21 protein-coding genes are annotated in these 21938 nt (G+C 72.0%); 6 read left to right on the top strand and 15 right to left on the bottom strand.

The features are described 5' to 3' along the window. Nucleotides 1-2: 2 nt before the first annotated feature. The gene (locus E1284_RS10485) at nucleotides 3-1211 is read right to left on the bottom strand and encodes an alpha/beta hydrolase family protein (protein WP_207923674.1); all 1209 of its coding nucleotides are present in this window, start codon (nucleotides 1209-1211) and stop codon (nucleotides 3-5) included. A gap of 11 nt (nucleotides 1212-1222) precedes the next feature. Between E1284_RS10485 and E1284_RS10480 the strand changes: the two genes are divergently transcribed. After that, nucleotides 1223-1840: a TetR/AcrR family transcriptional regulator gene (locus E1284_RS10480; RefSeq protein WP_207923673.1), complete on the top strand. Its 618-nt coding sequence runs from the start codon at nucleotides 1223-1225 to the stop codon at nucleotides 1838-1840. 122 nt (nucleotides 1841-1962) lie between these two features. On the opposite strand, the gene E1284_RS10475 is transcribed toward E1284_RS10480, so the two are convergent. Beyond that, nucleotides 1963-2790, bottom strand: a complete 828-nt coding sequence (locus tag E1284_RS10475; protein WP_131938831.1) for a helix-turn-helix domain-containing protein — start codon at nucleotides 2788-2790, stop codon at nucleotides 1963-1965. A gap of 55 nt (nucleotides 2791-2845) precedes the next feature. Further along, nucleotides 2846-3721 (bottom strand): alpha/beta fold hydrolase, encoded by an 876-nt coding sequence (locus tag E1284_RS10470; RefSeq protein WP_131938830.1) that lies wholly within the window; start codon nucleotides 3719-3721, stop codon nucleotides 2846-2848. Nucleotides 3722-3780: 59 nt separating this feature from the next. On the opposite strand from E1284_RS10470, the gene E1284_RS10465 reads away from it, so the two are divergent. Beyond that, complete coding sequence (locus E1284_RS10465) at nucleotides 3781-4512, top strand: glycerophosphodiester phosphodiesterase (RefSeq protein WP_131938829.1); 732 nt, start codon at nucleotides 3781-3783, stop codon at nucleotides 4510-4512. Between the two features lie 142 nt (nucleotides 4513-4654). Here E1284_RS10465 and E1284_RS10460 read toward each other — a convergent pair whose 3' ends face one another. The 7 genes from E1284_RS10460 to ligD (E1284_RS10430) form a co-directional block, all read right to left on the bottom strand. Further along, nucleotides 4655-6109, bottom strand: a complete 1455-nt coding sequence (locus tag E1284_RS10460) for a DEAD/DEAH box helicase (RefSeq protein WP_243714388.1) — start codon at nucleotides 6107-6109, stop codon at nucleotides 4655-4657. Between the two features lie 561 nt (nucleotides 6110-6670). After that, on the bottom strand, nucleotides 6671-6970 hold the full coding sequence (locus E1284_RS10455) for a GlsB/YeaQ/YmgE family stress response membrane protein (RefSeq protein ID WP_243714387.1): 300 nt from the start codon (nucleotides 6968-6970) through the stop codon (nucleotides 6671-6673). Nucleotides 6971-7083: 113 nt separating this feature from the next. Further along, a complete protein-coding gene (locus tag E1284_RS10450) occupies nucleotides 7084-7311 on the bottom strand; it encodes a DUF3107 domain-containing protein (protein WP_243714391.1) in 228 nt (75 codons plus the stop codon). A 159-nt stretch (nucleotides 7312-7470) separates the two neighbouring features. Beyond that, nucleotides 7471-8100, bottom strand: coding sequence for a TetR/AcrR family transcriptional regulator (locus tag E1284_RS10445; RefSeq protein WP_131938826.1), 630 nt, complete (start codon nucleotides 8098-8100; stop codon nucleotides 7471-7473). Nucleotides 8101-8322: 222 nt separating this feature from the next. Beyond that, nucleotides 8323-8601, bottom strand: a complete 279-nt coding sequence (locus E1284_RS10440) for a hypothetical protein (protein ID WP_131938825.1) — start codon at nucleotides 8599-8601, stop codon at nucleotides 8323-8325. Next, nucleotides 8598-9953, bottom strand: a complete 1356-nt coding sequence (locus E1284_RS10435; protein ID WP_243714386.1) for a dihydrolipoyl dehydrogenase family protein — start codon at nucleotides 9951-9953, stop codon at nucleotides 8598-8600. The genes E1284_RS10440 and E1284_RS10435 overlap by 4 nt, the downstream gene beginning before the upstream one ends. A 108-nt stretch (nucleotides 9954-10061) precedes the next feature. Continuing rightward, nucleotides 10062-10970, bottom strand: coding sequence for a non-homologous end-joining DNA ligase (ligD, locus tag E1284_RS10430; RefSeq protein WP_165965208.1), 909 nt, complete (start codon nucleotides 10968-10970; stop codon nucleotides 10062-10064). A 125-nt stretch (nucleotides 10971-11095) separates the two neighbouring features. Here ligD (E1284_RS10430) and E1284_RS10425 point away from each other — a divergent pair, with 125 nt between their 5' ends. Then, nucleotides 11096-12211 (top strand): RNA-guided endonuclease InsQ/TnpB family protein, encoded by a 1116-nt coding sequence (locus E1284_RS10425; protein WP_131938823.1) that lies wholly within the window; start codon nucleotides 11096-11098, stop codon nucleotides 12209-12211. Between the two features lie 187 nt (nucleotides 12212-12398). On the opposite strand, the gene ligD (E1284_RS10420) is transcribed toward E1284_RS10425, so the two are convergent. Next, a complete protein-coding gene (gene ligD / locus E1284_RS10420; RefSeq protein ID WP_131938822.1) occupies nucleotides 12399-13373 on the bottom strand; it encodes a non-homologous end-joining DNA ligase in 975 nt (324 codons plus the stop codon). 113 nt (nucleotides 13374-13486) lie between these two features. Between ligD (E1284_RS10420) and ku the strand changes: the two genes are divergently transcribed. After that, nucleotides 13487-14374 (top strand): non-homologous end joining protein Ku, encoded by an 888-nt coding sequence (gene ku / locus E1284_RS10415; RefSeq protein ID WP_131938821.1) that lies wholly within the window; start codon nucleotides 13487-13489, stop codon nucleotides 14372-14374. A gap of 21 nt (nucleotides 14375-14395) precedes the next feature. Here the strand turns inward: ku and E1284_RS10410 are convergent, their stop codons facing one another. From E1284_RS10410 to E1284_RS10400, 3 genes are all read right to left on the bottom strand, one after another. Beyond that, the gene (locus E1284_RS10410; RefSeq protein ID WP_131938820.1) at nucleotides 14396-14698 is read right to left on the bottom strand and encodes a hypothetical protein; all 303 of its coding nucleotides are present in this window, start codon (nucleotides 14696-14698) and stop codon (nucleotides 14396-14398) included. Beyond that, on the bottom strand, nucleotides 14683-16965 hold the full coding sequence (locus E1284_RS10405; protein WP_131938819.1) for an MMPL family transporter: 2283 nt from the start codon (nucleotides 16963-16965) through the stop codon (nucleotides 14683-14685). The genes E1284_RS10410 and E1284_RS10405 overlap by 16 nt, the downstream gene beginning before the upstream one ends. A 140-nt stretch (nucleotides 16966-17105) precedes the next feature. Beyond that, a complete protein-coding gene (locus E1284_RS10400) occupies nucleotides 17106-19262 on the bottom strand; it encodes an MMPL family transporter (protein WP_131938818.1) in 2157 nt (718 codons plus the stop codon). A gap of 166 nt (nucleotides 19263-19428) precedes the next feature. Between E1284_RS10400 and E1284_RS10395 the strand changes: the two genes are divergently transcribed. Continuing rightward, nucleotides 19429-20148 (top strand): TetR/AcrR family transcriptional regulator, encoded by a 720-nt coding sequence (locus E1284_RS10395; protein WP_131938817.1) that lies wholly within the window; start codon nucleotides 19429-19431, stop codon nucleotides 20146-20148. A 124-nt stretch (nucleotides 20149-20272) separates the two neighbouring features. Here E1284_RS10395 and moeZ read toward each other — a convergent pair whose 3' ends face one another. After that, nucleotides 20273-21454 carry an adenylyltransferase/sulfurtransferase MoeZ gene (gene moeZ, locus E1284_RS10390; RefSeq protein WP_131938816.1) on the bottom strand — a complete coding sequence of 394 codons (1182 nt, stop codon included), beginning with the start codon at nucleotides 21452-21454 and terminating at the stop codon, nucleotides 20273-20275. Nucleotides 21455-21615: 161 nt separating this feature from the next. Here moeZ and E1284_RS10385 point away from each other — a divergent pair, with 161 nt between their 5' ends. Then, complete coding sequence (locus E1284_RS10385) at nucleotides 21616-21816, top strand: CsbD family protein (protein WP_131938815.1); 201 nt, start codon at nucleotides 21616-21618, stop codon at nucleotides 21814-21816. The last annotated feature ends 122 nt before the right edge of the window (nucleotides 21817-21938 follow it).

Genomic DNA, 21938 nt, shown 5'->3' with positions numbered 1-21938 from the left:
TCCTACGCGGTGGTGAGGCCGACATGGTCGTCCAGGAAGTCGAAGAACCGCTGGGCGGCGAGGGCGCGGGCCATCGGCTGGCAGTGCCCGGCGGCCCCTTCGGCCTCGGTGAAGCGGACGAGTTCCTTCTTGCCCGGAAGCATGTCGTACAGGCGCTCGGGCTGGCCGGTGAAGTACCGCTCGTCGTCCGGATCGGCGATCAGCACCGGCGTGGTGATCTGCGCGGCGAGCTCCGGTGTGATCCGGTACTGCCGGACGTCCGGGAAGGTGTCGAAGAGGCTCGGCCGGCCGTACGGCTTGGCCCGCCAGGCGAAGACCCGCCTGGCGTTCGCCGGGGCGCGGTCGACGGTCGCGTTGAACCGGTCGCGCTCGCCGCCGTCGAGCATCGCCTTCAACTCGGGCGTCAGCGCGGCCTGCCATGCCGCTGTCACGTCGACCACCCCGCCGTCGATCACCGCGGCGGCGAAGCGGTGCTCGAACGCCAGCGCGCGCGGCCCCCAGTAGCCGCCCTGGCTGACGGCATAGAGCGCGAGCCTCCGCGGGTCGACGTCCGCGCGGAGCAGCACCGCGTCGACGACCGGCCCGAGGACGTTCTCCCAGTCGGGACGGAACGGGACGCCCCGCTCGAACAGCATCCGCTGCTGGCCGGGCCCGTCGAAGAGCACCACGTTGTAACCGCGCGCCGCGGCCTCGGAACCGTAGCCCGGCCACAGGTAGCTCAGCGCACCGTCCGCACCGTTGACCGCCACCAGTGTCGGCTTCGGGCCCTCGCCGCGGGCGGGGAAGAACCAGCCGGGCATCGTCGTGCCCTCGTAAGGGATGTCGAGCCGTTCGGGCGGCTCGTCCAGCAGGCCGAGGTACTGCTCCCAGCACCTGCGGTACGCGGCGAACGTCCGGTCGATCACGGCCTTCGGATCGTCGCAGCCGTCGGCCACCAGGACGCATGCCGCGTAGTACGTCGCGGCGCGCAACAGGGCGCTGCGCCCGCTCACCCGGTGGCCCCGCTGCAGGCAGTCGTCGCCGATGCCGGCGATGCGATCCGCCGTCGCCTCCCATTCGCGCGCCCACGAGGCGTAGTCGCCATCGGCGATCCGATCGATCGTGGTCAGAGTCTCGCCGGCGTCCGCCGCGCCGGTGTAGACCCGGCCGAGCATCGCCCGGGTCATGGAGTTCATCCCCGGGTCGGTGAAGAAGGTGGAACGCGTGGTCATTGATGGGAGCCGTGACCACCTCCGACGCCGCACCCGCCCGCCGGCGCCGCCGCGGGGCCGAGCCCGAGGCCGCACTGCTGGACGCCGCCTGGGACGAACTGGTCGAGGCCGGTTTCGCGAAGCTGACCATGGAGTCCGTCGCCGCCCGCGCCGGCACCGGCATCGCCGTCCTGTACCGCCGCTGGGCCAACAAGGACGAACTCGTCCTCGCCGCGCTGGAGCACCACCGCGACAGCCACCCGGTCGGCATCCCCGACACCGGCACCCTGCGCGGTGACCTCGTCGCCGCGCTCACGGGCATGGGCGAGGCCCGCGCCGCCTTCTTCGTCACGCTCGCCGCCACCGCATTCTCCGGGCTCCTGGCCGACACCGGGCTCACCCCCGCCCAGGTGCGCGACCGGATCATGGGCGACCAGCGGCTCACCCGCGTCCAGACCATCTACCAGCGCGCCCGCGACCGCGGCGAGCTGGACCTGGACCGGATCCCCGCCGCGGTACTGGCCCTCCCATTCGACTTGGTACGCCACGACCTGCTGATGGACCTGGAGCCCCTGAAGCCGGCCCGCATCCAGTCGATCGTCGACGACCTCTTCCTGCCCCACGTCCACGCCCACCAGGACCGCCCCTAGATGATCGGGCATGGGCTCGGGCTGCTCGGATGACGACCGGCCCAGCCGCCGGGGCTCCTCGATGACCTCGACAAGGCCACTACTTCGCCTGAGGGGCGGGCGCCCGGGGGACGCCCCGGGCGCTAGTGCTCGTCCAGGGCGGCGAGGCAGTCGGTGAGGAAGGTGCGGGAGTCGGCGTGGGAGAGGGCGAGTGCGTCGATCTCCTGCCAGGCGTCCCAGAGATCGGCCTGCGCGGCGTCGATGCCGAGGGCCGTGTGGACGAGGGAGATCCGGCCGGGGAGCCCCGGGAACTCCAGGACGTCGAAGGCGCCGTGGAGGCCCGGGTGGACGCCCGCGCTCGGCTGGACGACCCGCACGGTCGACGTGCCGTCGGCGGGGAGTTCGAGCAGGTGGGTGAACTGCGCGCGCATGATGTCCGGCGGGCCGCCGTGGCGTTCCAGGGTGAGGCCGTCGAGGATCACGTCGAGGGTGCGGGGGCGGTGCCGCTGCCGGCTGCGGAGGAGGTCCCACTCCTCGTCCACGTCGACCTCGGGGTACTGGTGCTCGAAGACCAGGCGCGCGTACTCCTCGCAGCGGACGAGATCCGGTATCCGCCCGATCCCGAAGATGTGGACGAGCGCCGACTCCGACTCGACCGTGTAGATGTCGCGGACCAGGGCTTTGAGGCGCCCCACATGGCGGGCCAGCCACGGCGGGCCGTCGGGACGGGACGACAGGTCGACCACGGCGTCCCGGATGTGGCGCGGAGTGCCGTAGGAGTCCAGGAGCTCGGCGACCTGAGCGGGCGTGATCGGCCCGAAGCCCGTCTCGACGCGGGCCAGCCAGTCGGCGTTGACGCCGAGATGCGCCGCCGCCTCGCCGTAGGACAGTTCCAGGATCTCCCGGATCTGGCGCAGATGCTGCCCCACGCTCCGCGCGTTGATGTTCGGGGCTCGGTAATCCACCGGCATGCGCACAGCATAGGACGGGCCGATCGACGATGTGTGAAGTTCTCGTCGCCGACCGTTACTTCAGGGTGTGTTCTGTTTCGTTCCAGAAGGCCCTGAGAGCGGCTGCGGTGGTCTCCGGGGCCTCCCAGGCGGGGGAGTGGGCGGCGCCCGGGATGACGACCTTGGCGGCGTTCAGGTGCTCCGCCATCGCGGCCTGGGTGGCGGGGGACCACACGTCGTCGTCCTCGCCGTAGAGGACGAGCGTGCGCAGGCCCGAGTCGGTGCAGTTCTTGGCGAGTTCGTCGACGCGGTCGGGTGCGGAGAGGATCTCGCCGGCCATGCGGGCGAGGCCCATCTCGGAGTTGCCGAGCGTGCGGGCCCTGAGGAAGGCGACGATCTCCCGGTGGACGCCGCGCCCCAGGTAGTCCGGTTCGAGGCTGAGCGCCCAGATCTGCTCCATGCCGAGTTCGGGGATGGCGTCGCGGAGGGCGCGGGCCTTGGCGGCGGCCTGGCCGCCGACCGCGGCGGGGCCCGAGCTCATCAGGGTCAGCGACGCCGGCAGCGCCCCGGACAGGACGGTCTCCCGGCACACGAGCCCGCCGAACGAATGGCCGACCAGGTGCACCGGGTCGGGGCCCAGGACGTCCAGGACGGCCGCGATGTCCTCGCCGAGGGCGGCGCGGGTGTAGGCGGCCGCGTCGTCGGGGCCGATCGACTCGTACTGGCCGCGCATGTCGACGGCGATGACGCGGCGGCCGGACGCGGCGAGCGTCTGCAGGACGGCGAGGAAGTCCTCCTTGCTGCCGGTCAGCCCGGGGACGAGCAGCGCGGGGAGGCGTTCGGGCACGCCCGAGCCCGGCAGCGCCTCCAGCGCGGCGAGCGGGCCGCGCGACGTCTCGACGGTCGTACGGCTCACGCCGGGGGGCAGGGTCAGGAACCGGGGCGTACTCACGGGGTACCAGCCTAGTCAATGCAGGCCGGTGAAAAAGTTTCGGTGGTAGCGTCACGAGCGTGCCATCCAAGCCGGCCATCTCCGCGCACCGCCGTGACGAGGCGGGGCTCGCGGGGCTCCGCGAGGCCGCCGAATCCGGCGCCGAGTACGTGGAGATCGACATCAGGCGGACGGGGGACGGGCGGCTCGTCGTCCACCACGACCCCGAGGTCGGGGGGCTCCGCATCGGCAGGCTGAGCTACGCGCGGGTCCAGGACCTCGCGACCCGGCCCGTCCCGCTGGCCGGCGAGGCCATGGACGTCATCGCCGGCCGCGCCAAGGGCCATCTCGACCTCAAGGAGCGCGGCTGCGAGCACGAGACCGTCGCCCTCGCCGTGGAGGCGTTCGGGCGGGACGGCTTCGTCGTCACCACCCGCGAGGTCACCTCGCTGTTCGAGATCAAGAAGAGCTTCCCCGGCGTGCGGACGGCCCTGTCGGTCGGGCGCAACCTGTGGGAGCGCGGCGCCGCGCACGATTTCGCGCCGCTGCGCCTCATCCGCCGGGCGGGCGCCGACATGGTCGCGCTCAACCACCGGCTGGCCCGCGTCGGCGTGCTGCGGCAGTGCGGCCGCGCCGGGATCCCCGCCATGATCTGGACGGTCAACGCCGAGCCCGTGATGCGGCGCTTCCTCGGCGACCCGCGCGTCGCGGTCCTGGTGACCGACCACCCCGGCACCGCCCTGAAGCTGCGCGACGAGGACGGCGCCGGCCCGGCCCGCCCGAACCGCCGAAACGGCCGCACCCGTACGTGAGCACCCGCCAGGACGTGGCTCCGGGGCCGCACGTGGCACCGCGCGCCCGCCCGTGGCACCCCGCCCCCGCGCATGGTTCGGGCCCGGAAACAGCACAACCGCGAGACCGAGCGGTGGTCTCGCGGTCGTAACCAGGTGCGGATCAGGCCGTCTGCGGCGCCTCCGCGCTCTCGGACACCGTCGCGGCGGCCGCCGACTTGCCGGCGCGGGTGCGGCGGCGGGTCCGGCTGCGCTTGCGCTCGGTCGCGACCGCGTCCACCACCGTGTCGGCGACGGTGCTCTCCGCGGCGGTCTCGGCCTCCGCCGCGGTCGCCTCGACCGGCCGGCCGGCGCGGGTGCGGGTCCGGTTGCGCTTGCGGCGGCGCGGCCGGGGCCGCTCCTCCTCGGCGCGGCCGCCCCGCGGGTGGCTGCGGACCTTGCCGGTCTCGCCGATGTCCTCCAGCTCCTCGGCGTCCAGCCCGGCGCGCCCGTGCTGCTGCTCCTTCGGCAGCCTCCCCTTCGTGCCCGCGGGGATGCCGAGGGTCTCGAAGAAGTGCGGGGACGTCGAGTAGGTCTCCTGCGGCTCGGCGAACGGCAGGTCGAGCTGCCCGTTGATCAGCTTCCACCGGGTGAGGTCGGACCAGTCGATCAGCGTGACCGCGACGCCCTCCTTGCCCGCGCGGCCGGTCCGGCCGATGCGGTGCACGTAGGTGTCGGCGCTGTCGGGGCACTCGTAGTTGACGACGTGGGTGACGTCGTCGACGTCGAGGCCGCGGGCCGCCACGTCGGTGGCCACCAGCACGCCGATCTTGCCGTTGCGGAACGCGCGCAGCGCCCGCTCGCGCTGGCTCTGCCCGAGGTCGCCGTGCACGGCCGCGGCGTCGAAGCCGCGCTGCGCGAGGTCGGCGGCCACCCGGTCGCAGGCCCGCTTGGTCTGACAGAAGATCATCGTCAGCCCGCGGCCCTCGGCCTGCAGCAGCCGGGCCAGCATCTCCGGCTTGTCCATCTGGTGGGCCTGGAAGACGTGCTGGACGACCTGCGGCGTCGCGTCCGACTCGCTGTGCGACTCGGCCCGGACGTTGGTGGGCCGGGTCAGGTACTGCCGCGACAGCGCGACGATCTCGCCCGGCATGGTCGCCGAGAACATCATCGTCTGGCGCTGCGCCGGGATCCGCTTGATGATCCGCTCGATGTCGGGCAGGAACCCGAGGTCGAGCATGCGGTCGGCCTCGTCCAGCACGAGGATCTCGACCTTGGACAGGTCGAGGTGCTTCTGCTTCACGAGGTCGAGCAGCCGTCCGGGAGTGCCGACGACCACGTCGACGCCGTCGCGGAGGGCGTTGATCTGCGGCTCGTACGCGCGCCCGCCGTAGACGGACAGGACGCGGGTGCCGAGCTTGCCGCCGGCGACCAGCAGGTCGTCGGTCACCTGGAGGGCCAGTTCGCGGGTCGGCGCGACGACGAGCGCGCGCGGCTCCTTGCGGCCGTGCTCGATGCGCTGCAGCAGCGCGGCGCCGAACGCGAGGGTCTTGCCGGTGCCCGTGCGGGCCTGGCCGATGATGTCGTGCCCGCCCAGCGCGATCGGCAGGGCGAGCTCCTGGATGGGGAACGCTTCCACGATGCCCTCTGCTTCAAGGGCGTCTGCTATCTCGGGTACGACCCCGAGTTCACGAAAGGTAGTCAGGGCTTTCAGCCTCCAATATGCGGGGTCTCCACTCCCGGGTGCGGCGCGGCTCGCCGGCGGGGCGCCGTCCTCGCGGACGTGCCCGTCGAACGTTTGGCCGCGCGCTCGCGCGGGAGGGACCAGCCGTTGCTCAAAATCTCTCGGCGACCGCAGTCAGGGGTTGAAAGCAGTCACTCACGGTGGCTGCGTGCGGTCACACTCCGCGACGCAGTGTACCGACCGGCCGTTGTATACACCAATAGCCGATCACTCCACCCAACGTTTCCATGGTTTCGTCTATTCCATGCCCGTTCCTCCAGGCATTATCCGGCGGGGGCCGCCGCGCCCGGACGCCCCCGGCCCGGCCCCGCCGGAAGGCCACATCCGGACAGTCCGCGCCCCGGCGACAGGGACGGGTGGTGCCGGCGCGGCCGTCACCTCGCCCTGAGGGCACCCGGACAGGGGAAGGCCCCCGCCTGGGGGGCGGGGGCCTTCGCCCGGGGGTCGAGCGGTGCGTCAGTACGTGCCGCGGCGCGTGCGCCAGCCGCTCTTGCGGCCGCCGCGTCCGCGCGCGTTCAGGCCGGTGAGCGCGGCGACGCCGAGCGCGGCGATCACGATCGCGAACACGAAGGCGATGACGGTGCCCGCGCCGAGCGCGTCCGCCACCACGCCTCCGAGGATGGCGCCGGCGATCCCGATGAGGAGCGTCAGCAGAATGCCGATCGGGTTGCGGCCCGGGACGAGCAGCCGCGCGAGGGCTCCGATGACGGCACCGACGACGATGAACCAGAGGATCGTCGTGAGCATGTCGATCATCCATTCCTTTTCCGTGGGCCGGACCGGGTGGCCCGTGCACGGAGATCGGTATGCCCGTATCGCCGGGATCAAACAAAGTGCAGGTCAACGGCGGGTCGACCCGCGGCAAGCCGTCACGCGTACTGCGTGCCGAAGCCCACGCTGCGCTGCTCCTCCTCGGAGATCTCCAGGTAGCCGACGCGGCCGGCCGGGATCACGATCCGCCCGGCGCGCCTGTCCTTGAGGACCAGCACCCCGTTCGGCTCGCCGAGGGCCTGCGACAGCGCGTCCGTCACCTCGTCGGCCGACTGCGCCGTGTCCACCACCAGTTCCTTGGGAACGTTCTGCACCCCGATGCGCACCTGCAACGTGCTGCTCCCGTCGTCCGTCGCGTCCCGCCGACCGCCGGCGGGTCCGTCACCCGATCGTCGCACGGAGATCACCCGATGCGTCGTCACACGGTTGAGCCGAGGGTGAACGCCCGGCGGGCGGGGTGCCCGCGAACGCCCGGCCGCCGGGGCTCAGGGCTGGTCGGCCGTGCGGGGGAAGCCGGAGATGCCGCGCCAGGCCAGCCGGGCGATGATCTTCTCGGCGGTGTCCTTGGGGATGGTGCGGTGCTGGGAGAGCCAGAACCGGGCGCTGACCTCCGCCATGCCGACCAGGCCCATGCCGAGCAGGTGCGCCTCCTCGGCGGCGGCGCCCGTGTCCTCGGCGATCACCTGGGCGATCATCTCGGCGCACTGCTGGTTCGCGCGGTCGACGCGGGCCCGGACGGGCGCCACGTTGCGCAGGTCCGACTCGAACACGAGCCGGTAGGCCTCGCCGTCGCCCGCCACGAAGTCGTAGAACGCCTGCATGCTCGCCTGGACGCGCAGCTTGTTGTCCGTGGTGGACTCCAGCGCCTCCCGGACGATCTTCACCAGGTTCTCGGCGTGCTCGTCCAGCAGGGCCAGGTACAGCTCCAGCTTGCCCGGGAAGTGCTGGTAGAGCACGGGTTTGCTGACGCCTGCGCGCTCGGCGATCTCGTCCATCGCCGCAGCGTGGTACCCCTGCGCGACGAACACCTCCTGGGCCGCGCCGAGCAGCTGCCTGCGGCGCGCCAGCCGCGGCAGTCTCGTGCCGCGGGGGCGGGCGTCCGGGGTCGCGGTCACCACACTCTCCGATCACCGAATCGTCGCGACGGGAGGGGGTTTCCGTCGCGTGTTGACAATCACATCATCCTACGCGCCAGTAACTCCGCTGATCGCATACGAGCACCGGCGGCGTTCCTTCGCGCAGGTCAGTGTATTCCCGCCGGGACGGGCGCCACCCCGCGCCGATCCTTTCCGACAACCTTGTTGCCTGTGGCGGGGCCCAGCCGGGGACCGGCCGGCTCAGCGGTACTCGTCCTCGTCCAGCCGGACCTCGCGCCGCTGCTCGGCCACGTCGGCGTCGTTCGCCTCGTCCGGCATGGGCGCCGCGCCGACGCGCTGGTCCTCCTCGTCGAGCGCGGCGCGCTGCTCGGCGGCGTCGGCGTCGTTGGCGTCCTCCGGCAGGGGTGCGCCTTCGGCCGCGCCGTACTCGTCCAGGGCGGCGCGCTGCTCGGCGGCGTCGGCCTCGTTCGCCTCGTCCGGCACGGGTGCCGCACGGCCGGTGTCCTCGGTCTCGCTCATCTCGGATCCTCCTCCGCGGTGCCGCCGGCCGGCGCGCCCGCCAGCTCGCGCAGCGGCGCCTCGACGGCCTCGCCATAGGTCGGGAACGCGTGGACGACGTCGGCGAGCAGGCTCAGCGGCGTCTCCGCGCGTATGGCCAAGGCGATCTCGCTCATCCACTCCTCGGCGTACAGTCCGGCCGCGGCGGCGCCGACCAGGACTCCGCGGGAGCGGTCGGCGTACAGTTCCACCCGGCCGCGCTCGTCGGCCTCCACGGCGGCCCGCGCCGTCGCGGCGAGGTCGTACCCGGCGGTGTGGAGGTCTATGCGAAGTTCCTCCGCCTGCATGGGCGAGATCCCCACCGAGTAGACGGTGGGGGAGGTGTGGACGACGCGCGGGATGGCCCGGTAGTCGGCCTCGCGGCGCCGCCCGAGGAGATTCGACAGCGCGATGCGGGCCTGGTAGCGGGCCGCGTGCGCCGTGCGCGCGATGCCGGTGACGTCGCCGGCCGCCCACACGCCCCCGGTGGCGGACGGCACCGCGCACCTCTCGTCCACGGGGACCCCCTGGCCCGGTGTCACGGTGACGCCCAGGGTCTCCAGCCCGAGGCCCTCCACGCGGGGACGGCGCCCTGCCGCGACGAGGATGCGGTCGGCGTCGAGCGTCCCGCCGTCCGACAGCCAGAGCCGCACGCCGACGTCCTTGCGCTCGACGTTGCCGACGGCGGCGCCGAGCCGCAGGTCGACGCCCATCCGGCGCAGCGCGTCCGCGAGGACCTCGCCGGCGAACGGCGCCTCCGCGGTCAGCAGCCGCCCGGACGCCTCGACGACCGCGACCTGCGACCCGAACGCCGCGTACACCTGCGCCAGCTCGCAGCCGACCGGGCCGCCGCCGAGGATCACCAGCCGGCGGGGCAGGTCGGGCACCGACAGCGCCTCCGCGCTCGTCCACAGCGGGACGTCCGCGAGCCCCTCGACGGGCGGGATCACCGGCTCGCTGCCGGTGCAGACGACGAGGTCGCCGTAGCCGTGCACGGCCCCGCCGACCTCGACGCGCCCGGGTTCGAGGACCCGGCCCCGGCCGCGCAGCACGGTGACGCCGTCCTCGGCCATCCGCGCGACGGCCGGGTCGTCGCCCCGGTGCCCGGCCAGCGCGTCGCGCCGGGCGAGGGCCATCTCCCAGGTCTCGCCGCGCCGCGCCGACAGCAGCAGCGACTTGGACGGCACGCACGCGAAGTACGGCGACTCCCCGCCGACCAGGCGGTCCTCGACGAGGGCGACGTCCCGCCCGGCGCGGGCGAGGCCGGTCGCGACCCGTTCCCCCGCCGTCCCCCCGCCCAGGACCACGGCGTCGTAGTGGTGGTTCTGCGACACTGCTCTTCCTTCCGCCCCGCATCGGTGTCCCCGCGTCCATGGTGGCGGACGCCGATGCCGGAGAGTGCCTGTTCGAACACATAGGGCACTCGAATTTCGGCGGGATTGTCAGGGAAGGGGGCGGTGGTCCTCCAGGAGCGGCGCGAGGAGGTCGCCGTGCCCGTCCACCCGGGTCAGCACGTCGTCGGGGCCGAACACCAGGTCGGCGCCGTCCTCGCACGACTCGAGCTCGTCCCAGGTGACCGGGGTCGAGACCGACGGGCGGCTCGCCGCGCGCAGCGAGTAGGGCGCGACCGTCGTCTTCGCCGGGTTGTTCTGGCTCCAGTCGACGAAGACCTTGCCCTTGCGCAGCCGCTTCTCCATCTTCGCGACGACCAGCCGGGGGTGCGCCTCGGCGAGCCGCTGCGCGATGGACTTGGCGTACTCCGACGTCCGCTCGGCCTCCGTGGGCTCCTTGATCGGGACGTACAGGTGCAGGCCCTTCTTGCCGCTCGTCTTCGGGTAGGACTCCAGGCCGTCCTCGGCGAGCAGGCCGCGGAGCAGCCACGCCACCTCGCATGCCTCCACGACCGTGGCGGGCGGACCCGGGTCGAGGTCGAAGACGAGGAGGTCGGGGGCGTGGACCTTGCCGCGCGGCCCGACCTTCCACTGCGGGACGTGCAGCTCCAGCGCCGCGAGGTTCGCGCACCACACGAGCGTGGGCAGGTCGTCGACCACGACGTAGTCGAGCGTCTCGCGGTTCCGCGTGCTGCCGGGGCTCGGCACGGTCGCGGTGCGGACCCAGCCGGGCGTGTGGGACGGGGCGTTCTTCTCGAAGAACTTGCCGCCGTCGACGCCGTCCGGCCAGCGGATGCGGGTGGCGGCCCTGTCCTTCAGGTGCGGCAGCATCACGGGGGCGATGCGCGCGTAGTAGTCGATGACCTCGCCCTTGGTGAACTCCGGGTAGAGGTCCTTGTCGAGGTTGGACAGCGTGAGCTGCCGCCCGTCCACCTCGACGATCGTCTTTGTGCAGCTCACTGGACACTCCCGCTGCCTCTCGTCGACCGCCGCCTCGAACCGGGCGCGCATGCGGGATGAGGCGCCGTACCCTTCGGTTCTCGCTCCTCCCGCGGATCAACACAGGGTAATGATAAGATTACCCAGTGCAGCTTAGGTATGCGTTCCGGCTCTACCCCACCGCCTGCCAACGACAGGCGCTGTCGCGGGCATTCGGGTGTGCGCGGGTGGTGTACAACGACGCGCTCCGGGCGCGCCGGGCCGCTCGCGAGGCCGGGTTGCCGCTGGTGTCGGCCGCCGAGTTGTCGGCGGCACTCACGCGGGCGAAGAAGGCGCCGGAGCGGACTTGGCTGGGGGAGGTCTCGGCGGTGGTGCTGCAGCAGTCGCTGCGGGACCTGGATGCGGCCTACCGGGCGTTCTTCGACGGCCTGGCCGGCAGACGCCCTCGGGTGGGGGCGCCCCGGTTCAAGTCCCGCAAGGACGGCCGGCAGTCGGTCCGGTTCACTTCCAACGCCCGTTGGTTCATAACCCAGGGCGGGAAACTGTCCCTGCCCAAGATCGGCCCTGTGGCGGTGAAGTGGTCGCGGGCGCTGCCGTCGGTCCCCTCGACGGTGACGGTGATCAAGGACGCCGCCGGACGGTACTTCGCGTCGTTCATCGTCGAGGCGGGCCGCGTGGACGGGGCACCCGCCGCCACAGGCGAGGTGGGCATCGACCTGGGCCTCCACCACTTCGCGGTCCTGGCGGACGGCCGCAAGATCACCTCGCCGAAGTTCCTGCGCCGAGCCGAGAAGAAACTGAAGAAGGCTCAACAGGCGCTGTCCCGTAAACAGAGGGGCAGCAAGAATAGGGACAAGGCCCGCACGAGGGTTGCCCGCCGCCACGCCAAGGTCGCCGACGCGCGCAGGGAATTCCATCACCAGTTGTCCACGAGGCTGATCCGTGAGAACCAAACGGTCTGTGTCGAGGACCTGTGCGTGAAGGGGCTCGCCCGCACTCGCCTGGCCAAATCGGTGCACGACGCGGGCTGGTCGGCGTTCGTGAACATGCTGGAGTACAAGGCGGCCCGGCACGGCCGGACCCTCGCCCGGGTGGGTCGCACTTTCCCGTCCTCGCAGATCTGCTCGAGGTGCGGGTACCAGGACGGCCCCAAACCTCTGCACGTCCGGCGATGGACGTGCGAGCACTGCGGGACGGTGCATGACCGGGACGTCAACGCGGCCCGCAACATCCTGGACGAGGGACGCAGACTCACCGAATGACCGCGTGGTCGCCGCTGGACGGAAACCCCCGCCGCGCGGGGGAGGCGGAGACACTAAACGCCTGTGGAGGGCAGGTAGGACCCCGATCCGTCGGGGCGCAGCCCGGCGAAGCAGGAAGCCACGGAAGTGCCGCACCGACAACAGTGCGGCACAGGCCGAATCCCCGGCTTTCGAGCCGGAGAGCGCGTCAATGCTCACTCGTGACCTCCAGGGGGTCCTTGTCGTCACGCAGGCCCCGCCAGGACGGGAAGCGCAGGCGGCCGTCCCTGGTGCGGGAGCTGTAGGCGACCTCCCCGACGAGGTGCGGCTCAACCCATTGGGCGTCCCTGGCGAACTCGCGCGGGACGGCCTCGTCGTAGGGGCTCGTCGGGCGGCGCAGCGGCCACAGCGTCTCGTAGAGCTCGTCCAGGGCGCGGTCGGTGAAGCCCGTGCCGACGTGGCCGACGAACCCGAGCATGCCCTTCACGTCGTACTCGCCCAGGAGGAGGGAGCCGACGCCGCCCTCGCGCCGCCCCTTGCCCGGTTTCCAGCCGCAGACGACGACCTCGCGCGTCATGAAGTTCTTCACCTTGCGCCAGAAGTCGACGCGGCGGCCCGGACGGTACGGCGAGTCGAGCCGCTTGGCGAGCACGCCCTCCAGACGCTGCTCGCGGGTGAAGTCGAGCAGCTCCTGCACCTGCGTGTCGTCACCGCCGTGCAGGTACGGAGGGACCTCCACGGGGCCGGATCCGGCCAGGTCGAGCTCGGCCAGCAGCGAGCGGCGGTCGGCGTACGGCATGTCGTAGAGCAGGTGCCCGTCCAGGAACAGGACGTCGAACACCACGTACCTGACCGGGACGAGCCGGATCAGCCGCGGGTCCGGGTGCTCGACGTGCATCCGGCGCTGGAGGCGCTCGAAGCTGGGCCGCCCCTCGTCGAAGGCGACGACCTCGCCGTCCAGGACGACGTCGTTGTCGGGCAGCAGGTCCGCCAGCGCGGACAGCTCCGGGTAGCGGCCCGCCACGTCGCCGCCGCGCCGCCCCACGGCCCGGACGCCGTCCGCGGAGACGTGCGCCAGCACGCGGACGCCGTCCCACTTCAGCTCCAGGCCCCACTGCGCGCCGTCGGAGGGGAGGTCCCCGGTGGCGGCCATCATCGGCTCAACGGGCCACGGCATGGTCATACCGCCGTCTTACCCGGCCCCCGCCCCGCAGAAAAGGATCAAGGCGCCGTTCTGGCGCAAATCACGCGGGGTTGCGACGCTAGGAGCCGGAACGTGCGGGGTAAGGACGGATCATGCGGAGTATCTGGAAGGGCGCGATCTCGTTCGGGCTGGTGACGATACCGGTGAAGCTCTATTCGGCGACCGAGCAGAGGGACGTCAGCTTCCACCAGGTGCACCGGGAGGACGGCGGGCGCATCAAGTACAAGCGGGTCTGCACGGTCGACGGCGAGGAGGTGCCGTACTCCGACATCGCCAAGGGGTACGAGCTGCCGTCCGGCGAGATGGTCATCCTCACCGACGAGGACTTCGCCGAGCTGCCGCTGTCGTCCAGCCGCCGGATCGACGTCCTGCAGTTCGTGGAGCAGGAGGAGGTCGACCCGATCTACTTCGCGAAGTCCTACTACCTGGAGCCGGACGCGCAGGGCGCCAAACCCTACGTGCTGCTCCGCGACGCGCTGGAGAACTCCGGGCAGGTCGCCATCGTGAAGGTCGCGCTGCGGCAGCGCGAGTCGCTCGCCACGCTGCGCGTCCGCGAGGGCATCTTCGTGCTGGAGACGATGCTGTGGCCGGACGAGGTCCGCACCCCCGACTTCCCGTTCCTGGACGAGGACATCGAGATCCGCAAGCAGGAGCTGTCGATGGCGACGTCGCTGATCGAGTCGATGGAGGGCGAGTTCGACCCGACGGAGTACAAGGACGCCTACCGGGAGGCGCTCCAGGCGGTGATCGACGCCAAGATCGAGGGCCGCGAGGTGACCCGGCCGGAGGAGGCCGAGGAGGAGCCCGCCGCCGACCTGCTCAGCGCGCTGCGCGCCAGCGTCGAGGCCGCCAAGAAGAGCCGCGGCGAGCGCGACGGCAAGGCCGCGTCCTCGTCGGGGAAGAAGCCGGCGCGCAAGCCGTCCGCGAAGCCGGCCGCCAAGAAGGAACCGGCGAAGAGCCGCGGCCGCAAGTCGGCCTGAGCCGCCGCCCGGCCGGGCGGGTCAGTTGTCGCGGCGGGCGGTGAGGACGCGGCCGAGCGCGGTGGCGGCGCCGGACGGGTCGGTGCAGGGCGCGATCCGCTCGCCCCAGCCGTAGCAGTAGGACCAGGCGCCGCCGGACCCCTCCGGCGCGGCGATGACGCTCTCGTTGATCCGCCGCACGTGCGGGTCGGCGACGAGCGCGGACGGGCGGCGGTCGCCGGGCGCGGCCACCTCGACGGCCCAGCCGGCGGCGCGCAGCGTGTCGGTGAGCCGCTCCAGGTGCGCGAGCGCCGTCTCGTCGTCGATGATCACCCGCGTGGCCATGGTGCCTCCAAAGGGACGTCCCGTGATGTGGTGTGGGTGTCCGCCGGACGCGGTCCGTCGCGGTAGGCGTCACGCGAGGCGGTGCCGGTGGAATGACGTTCAGTCTCGCGCCGGGTGAGGGAGACCACAAGCGGTTTCCGCGGATTGGTGGCCGTGGTTTCACGAATTCCGTACCGGCCGTAGAGGCGGGCGAGGGGCCCGGGCGCCCACCAGTTCACCCGGCCCATCAGCCGCATCATCGCGGGCACGAGCAGCGCGCGGACGACCGTGGCGTCCATCAGGATCGCCACCGCCATCCCGACGCCGACCATCTTGATGAACGTGATGCCGGACGTCGCGAACGCGCCGATCACGACGATGAACAGCACCGCCGCGCTGGTGATGATGGAGCCGGTGCGCTCGACGCCCGCCGCGACGGCGGTGACGTTGGAGCCGGTGCGGTCGTACTCCTCGCGGACCCGCGAGAGCAGGAACACCTCGTAGTCCATCGAGATGCCGAACAGCAGGACCAGCATCAGGATCGGCATCGCCGGGGCGATCGCCCCGAGGGCCGTGAAGTTCAGCAGGCCCGACAGGTGGCCTTCCTGGAAGATCAGCACGACGAGGCCGAACGTCGCCGACAGCGACAGCAGGTTCATCACGATCGCCTTCAGCGGCAGCACGACCGAGCCGAACGCCAGGAACAGCAGCACGAACGTCGCGCCCCCGACGAGCAGCGCGAGCCACGGCAGCGTGTCGCCGAGGCCGGCGAGTTCGTCCACGACGTCGGCCGTCGAGCCGCCGACGTGCACCTGCGCCCCGGCGGGCGCCGGGGCGTCCCTGACCTCCTGGACGAGGTCGCGCGTGGCGGGGGAGTACGGGTCGGCGTCGTAGCGCACCGAGATCTGCGTGGTCGTCCCGCTGGAGCCGGTGACGGTCGCGTCGGCGGCGCCGGGCAGCGCGGCGAGGCGCTCGCTGAAGGCGTCGATCGCGGCCCGGTCGGACGTTCCCGTCACCACCGCGTTGATCGGGCTGGTGGCGTTGCGCGGGAACCGCGTCTCCAGCGCCTCGGCGACGGCGCGGGCATCGGTGCCCTCCGGCAGTGCGCCGGCGTCGATCCCGCCCCAGTTGATGCGCAGGAACGGGCCGCCCAGCGCGAGGAGCAGCGCCACGGTCGCCACCACGTAGACCACCGGGCGGCGCATCACGCTGTAGGCGATCCGCCCCCACCAGCCGCGGGACGCCCGGTGCCGGCGCCGCCGCCGGATCGGCAGCGCGTCGACCTTCGGGCCGAGGACGGACAGCAGCGCGGGCAGCACGGTCAGCGCCCCGAGCATGCACACGAACACCGTGGCGATGCCGCCGTAGCCCATCGAGACCAGGAAGTTCTGGTCGAACAGCAGCAGGCCGGACAGGGCCACCGCGACCGTGACGCCGGAGACCGCGACCGTGCGTCCGGCCGTGTCCATGGTCGTGGCCAGGGCGTCCTCGACGGACGTCCCGTCCCGCCGGAGCTCCTCGCGGAAGCGGCTGACCATGAACAGGCCGTAGTCGATCGCGAGGCCGAGGCCGAGGAACGTGCTGATGTTCACCGCGAAGATCGACACGTCGGTGAGCTGCGCGACCGCGTGCAGGGCGGTGAACGAGCCGAGGATCGCGATGCCGCCGACCAGCAGCGGCAGGCTCGCCGCGACCAGCCCGCCGAAGATCAGCACGAGCAGCAGGAGCAGGATCGGCATGGCGATGGCCTCGGCGCGCGGGATGTCCGAGGCGACGCGGTCGTTGATGGCGGCGGAGGTGGCGACCGACCCGCCGACCGCGGCGGTGAGCCCGCCGCCCACGTCGTCCAGCTCGCCCTCGACCGCCTGGTAGGCGGCGTCCCGGGCGGTCTCGTCGGCGCCGGCGAGTTCGAGGACGGCGTAGGTGGACGTCCGGTCCGCGCTGACGAACTGCGGCGCGCCGGTCGTCCAGTACGTGGCGGTGCCGACGACCTTGTCCTGCGGCAGCGCGGCGAGGGCCCGTTCGACGGACGACCGGTAGGACGGGTCGTCGACCGTGGTCCGGCCCTCGTAGAGGATCACGACGTCGGCGGCGTCCCGGCCGAGGGCCTGCTCGCTGATCTGCCGGGCCTTCGTGCTCTCGCTCCCGGGCGTCTCGAAGCCGCCGGACGAGCTCAGCGCGCCGAAGACGCCCGTCCCCCAGACGCCGGCGAAGACGAGCAGCGCCCCGGCGGCGGCGAGGACCCACCGGCGCCTCCGGTGCACCCAGCGGCCCCATCGATCGAACATCCGTCGCCCCCCGCCCGCCCGCGACCTGCGGTGTTCCCGACAAGCAGGGTAAGCAGGGCTTTGTACTGGTTTGACCTGATTCGGTGGCCGGCGGCGCGGGCCGCCGGCCACCGGATGCCCCCGCTCTCGGGGAGGCCCGCTCAGCCGACGGGCTCCAGCCGGGACGCCGGCGGTGCGGGGGAGTCGCCCTCGCGGATCCCGTACCTGCCGTAGATCTTCGCCAGCGGCCCCGGCGCCCACCAGTTGGCGTGTCCCATCAGCCGCATCGCCGCCGGCACGAGCAGCGCCCGGACGACCGTCGCGTCCATGACGATCGCGATCGCCATCCCGACGCCCGTCATCTTGATGAACGTGATCCCCGACGTCGCGAACGCGCCGATCACGATGATGAACAGCAGCGCGGCGCTGGTGATGATCGAGCCGGTGCGCTGCACGCCGGCGGCGACGGCCGCCGTGTTGGAGCCGGTCAGGTCGTACTGCTCGCGGACCCGCGACAGCAGGAACACCTCGTAGTCCATCGAGATGCCGAACAGCATCGCCAGCATCAGGATCGGCATCGCCGGGTCGATCGCGCCGGTCGCGGTGAAGTCCAGCAGGCCGGACAGGTGCCCGTCCTGGAAGATCAGCACGACCGCGCCGAAGGTGGCCGACAGCGACAGCATGTTCATCACGATCGCCTTCAGCGGCAGCACCACCGAGCCGAACGCCAGGAACAGCAGGACGAACGTCGCCCCGCCCACGAGCACCGCCAGCCAGGGCAGCGTCGCGCCGATGCTGTCGAGCTGGTCGACGACTTCGGCGGTCGCGCCCCCGACGTGGACCTGCGCGCCGGGCGGAGCCGGGACGTCCCGGACCTCCCGGACGAGGTCGCGCGCCGCGTCGGAGTTGGGCTCGGCCCGGTAGGTCAGCGCGATCCGCGTCGTCGCGCCCTGCGCACCGGTCACCTCCGCGCCCGTCACCCCCGGCACCGCTGCCAGGCGGTCCCCGTACGCCTGGACCGCGGCCCGGTCGGACGTCCCGGTCACCACCGCCTCGATCGGGCTGGTGGCGTTGCGCGGGAACTGCGTCTCCAGCGCCTCCGCGACGACCCGCGCCTCGGCGCCCTCCGGCATGGCCCTGGCGTCGACGCCGCCCCAGTTGATGCGCAGGAACGGGCCGCCGAGCGCGAGGAGCAGCGCCACCGTCGCCACCACGTAGACCACCGGGCGGCGCATGACGCTGTGCGCGAGCCGTCCCCACCAGCCGTCGGTCCGGCTCTCCGAACGCCGGCGCCGCCGCACCGGCAGCGCGTTGACCTTGGGTCCGAGGACGGCGAGCAGCGCCGGCAGCACGGTCAGCGCGGCGACCATGCACACGAACACGGTCGCGATGCCGCCGTAGCCCATCGAGACCAGGAAGTTCTGGTCGAACAGCAGCAGCCCGGACAGCGACACCGCGACCGTGACGCCCGAGACCGCGACCGTGCGTCCGGCCGTCGCCATCGTCGCGGCCAGGGCGTCCTCGACCGAGGAGCCTCGCCCGACCTCCTCGCGGAACCGGCTGACCATGAACAGCCCGTAGTCGATCGCCAGGCCCAGCCCCAGGAACGTGGTGATGTTCACCGCGAAGATCGACACATCGGTCGCGTAGGTCAGCGCGTGCAGCGCGGTGAACGAGCCGAGGATCGCGATGCCGCCGATCAGCATCGGCAGGCTCGCCGACACCAGCCCGCCGAAGATCAGCACCAGCAGGACCAGCAGGACCGGCATGGCCATGGCCTCGGCACGCCCGATGTCGGACGAGACCCGCTCGTTGATCGCGGTCTCGGTGCCGACCTCCCCGCCGACCGAGGCGGTGAGCCCGCCGCCGACCTCGGTCAGCGCGTCCTGCATCGTCGTGTAGTTGTCGCTCCGCGCGCCCCCGTCGGCGCCCGCGAGCCGCAGCACCGCGTACGTGGACCTGCGGTCCGCGCTGACGAACTGCGGCGCGCCGGTCGTCCAGTACGTCGCGGTCGAGGCGATCTTGTCCTGCGGCAGCGCGGCGAGCGCCCGCTCGACCGACGCCCGGTAGGACGGGTCGTCGATCGTGACCGGCCCCCGGTAGAGGACGACGACGTCCGCCTCGTCCCGCCCGAGGTCCCGCTCCGCGATCTGCGCCGCCTTCGCGCTCTCGCTGCCCGGCGTGTCGAACCCGCCGGACGAGGTCAGCGCGCCGAAGACGCCCGTCCCCCAGACGCCGGCGAAGACCAGTGCGGCGCCGGCCGCCGCGAGGACCCACCGCCTGCGGCGGTGGACCCATCGTCCCCATCGATCGAACATGACCGGTTCCCCCTGTCTGATAACGGCAGTAAGGTTGGTGAACGCCGTAAACTGCGAATGGCGTTAACTTCGCATACGGCGTTAGCTTCCGTCAAGGGTGTTTCTGGGGAATCATGCGAAGGCGGCCGGACGCGGCCGCCGGTGCAGGGGAGAAGAGGGCGGCGAAGTGGAGACACGGCGCGATCGGCTGCGCGCGGCGACGGTCCGGGAGATCACCGAGACCGCCCGGCGGATCCTCGTCGAGGAGGGCCCCGAGGCGGTGACCCTGCGGGCGATCGCCCGCGAGATGGGCATGACCGCCCCCGCGCTCTACCGCTACTTCGGCAGCCACGGCGAACTGCTGCGGCACCTGGTCGGCGAGCTGTTCAACGAGCTGACCGGCGAGCTGACAGCGGCCCTGGCGCGGGTGCCGGAGGGCGACCTGAGCGGCAAGTTCCTGACCGCGTCCCGCCGGTTCCGGACCTGGGCGCTCGCGCATCCCCGCGAGTACGCGCTGCTGTTCGGCGCGCCGGTGCGAGGCATCGACGACCAGGGGCAGGCCGACTTCGCCGAGGAGTGCGCCCGCCAGTTCGGCTGGACGTTCATGGCCCTGTTCCTGGAGCTGTGGAACAGGAGCCCGTTCCCGGTTCCCTCCGACGACGAGATCGATCCCGTCCTGCTGCCGCAGCTGCGCCGCTACCGCGACGACGTCGTCGGCGTCGACCTGCCGCTCGGTGTCGTCCAGCAGTTCCTGAAGTGCTGGATCCGCCTCCAGGGCGGCGTCAGCCTGGAGGTCTTCGGGCATCTGGAGTTCGCCCTGGCGGACGCCGCCCCCATGTTCGAGCTGATGCTGGCCGAGACCAGCCCCGAGATCGGCCTCGCCTACCGCCCCCCGGCGGACGGCTGAGGCCGGTCAGCCCTTGTGCCAGATGGCGCCGAGCCGGTCGTCAGGGCCCGGAGGGGCGCGCCGGCGGCCGGACGCGCGAAGGCCCCCGGACCGCGGGCGGGTCCGGGGGCCTCCGGGTGGAGCGTCAGTAGGACGGCTGGCTGGGGTCGATCTGGTTGACCCAGGCCAGGACGCCGCCGCCGACGTGCACGGCGTCGCTGAAGCCGGCGTTCTTGACGACCGCCAGGGCCTCGGCCGAGCGGACGCCCGACTTGCAGTGCAGGACGATCTTCTTGTCCTGCGGGAGGCGCTCCAGCGCGGACCCGTTCAGGAACTCGCCCTTCGGGATCAGCGTCGCGCCCGGGATCGAGACGATCTCGTACTCGTTGGGCTCGCGGACGTCCACGAGGAAGATGTCCTCGCCGCCGTCCTGCATGGCCTTGAGGTCGTGGACGGTGATCGTCGAGTCCTTGGCGGCCTCGGTGGCCTCCTCGGAGACGGCGCCGCAGAAGGCCTCGTAGTCCTCCAGGAGCTCGGTCTGCGTCGGGTTCTTGCCGCAGAGCGGGCACTCCGGGTCCTTGCGGACCTTGACCGTGCGGTAGGTCATCTCCAGGGCGTCGTAGATCATCAGCCGGCCGACGAGCGGCTCGCCGATGCCGGTGAGGAGCTTGATCCCCTCGTTCACCTGGATGGAGCCGATCGAGGAGCACAGCACGCCGAGGACGCCGCCCTCGGCGCAGGACGGCACCATGCCGGGCGGCGGCGGCTCGGGGTAGAGGCAGCGGTAGCACGGGCCGTACTCGGCCCAGAAGACCGACGCCTGGCCGTCGAAGCGGTAGATCGAGCCCCACACGTACGGCTTGCCGAGCAGGACGGCCGCGTCGTTCACCATGTAGCGGGTGGCGAAGTTGTCGGTGCCGTCCAGGATGAGGTCGTACTGGGAGAAGATGTCCATGATGTTGTCGCGGTCGAGCGCCATGTTGTGCACGACGACGTCGATCAGCGGGTTGATCTCACGGACAGTCTCGGCCGCCGACTCGACCTTCGGCTTGCCGAGGGACGACTGGCGGTGGATGATCTGCCGCTGCAGGTTGGACTCGTCCACGACGTCGAAGTCGATGACGCCGAGGGTGCCCACGCCGGCGGCGGCGAGGTAGAGGAGGGCGGGGGAGCCGAGCCCGCCGGCGCCCACGATCAGAACCTTGGAGTTCTTGAGGCGCTTCTGCCCGGACATGCCCACGTCGGGGATGATCAGGTGCCGCGAGTAGCGGTTGACCTCGTCGCGGGTGAGCTCCGCTGCGGGCTCGACCAGAGGTGGCAACGACACGGTGGGTGCTCCTGTGCTGACGCTCGGCTGTGAGTGAGGGCGGACGTCACTGTCCTCTTCCCGCACAACCTTGCCACGTCCCGCCGCATTCCCCTGCATAGGCCGGGATCCAGCGGGCACGGACGGAGGGCGTACGACTTTCCGTACCTGAAGGAGGAGCAGTGGGCATCCTCGACAAGCTGAAGAACAAGGCGCAGCAGGCCAAGGGCCAGGGCAAGGAGGAGGCCGGGCGGCGGTCCGGCGACTCCCGGCTGGAGGCCGAGGGGCGCAAGGACCAGGCGGCCGGCGGCACCAAGCAGGTCGGCGAGAAGGCCAAGGACGCCGCCCAGGAGGCGCGCAAGACCTTCGGCACCGGGTCCTAGTCACCGGCTCGTAGCTTCTGCCGGTGGAAGGCCCCTTCGCGGAGGGGCCTTCCACCGTTCCGGTCCCGGGGGGACGGCGCCCTCCCCGCAAGGGCAGGGCGGAATGTCGCGAAGCACAGTTA

The organism is Actinomadura bangladeshensis, from assembly GCF_004348335.1.
In the GTDB taxonomy this organism is placed as follows: domain Bacteria; phylum Actinomycetota; class Actinomycetes; order Streptosporangiales; family Streptosporangiaceae; genus Spirillospora; species Spirillospora bangladeshensis.
Note: the sequence above shows the minus strand (reverse complement) of the source record. Positions and strands in the feature narration are given on the sequence as shown.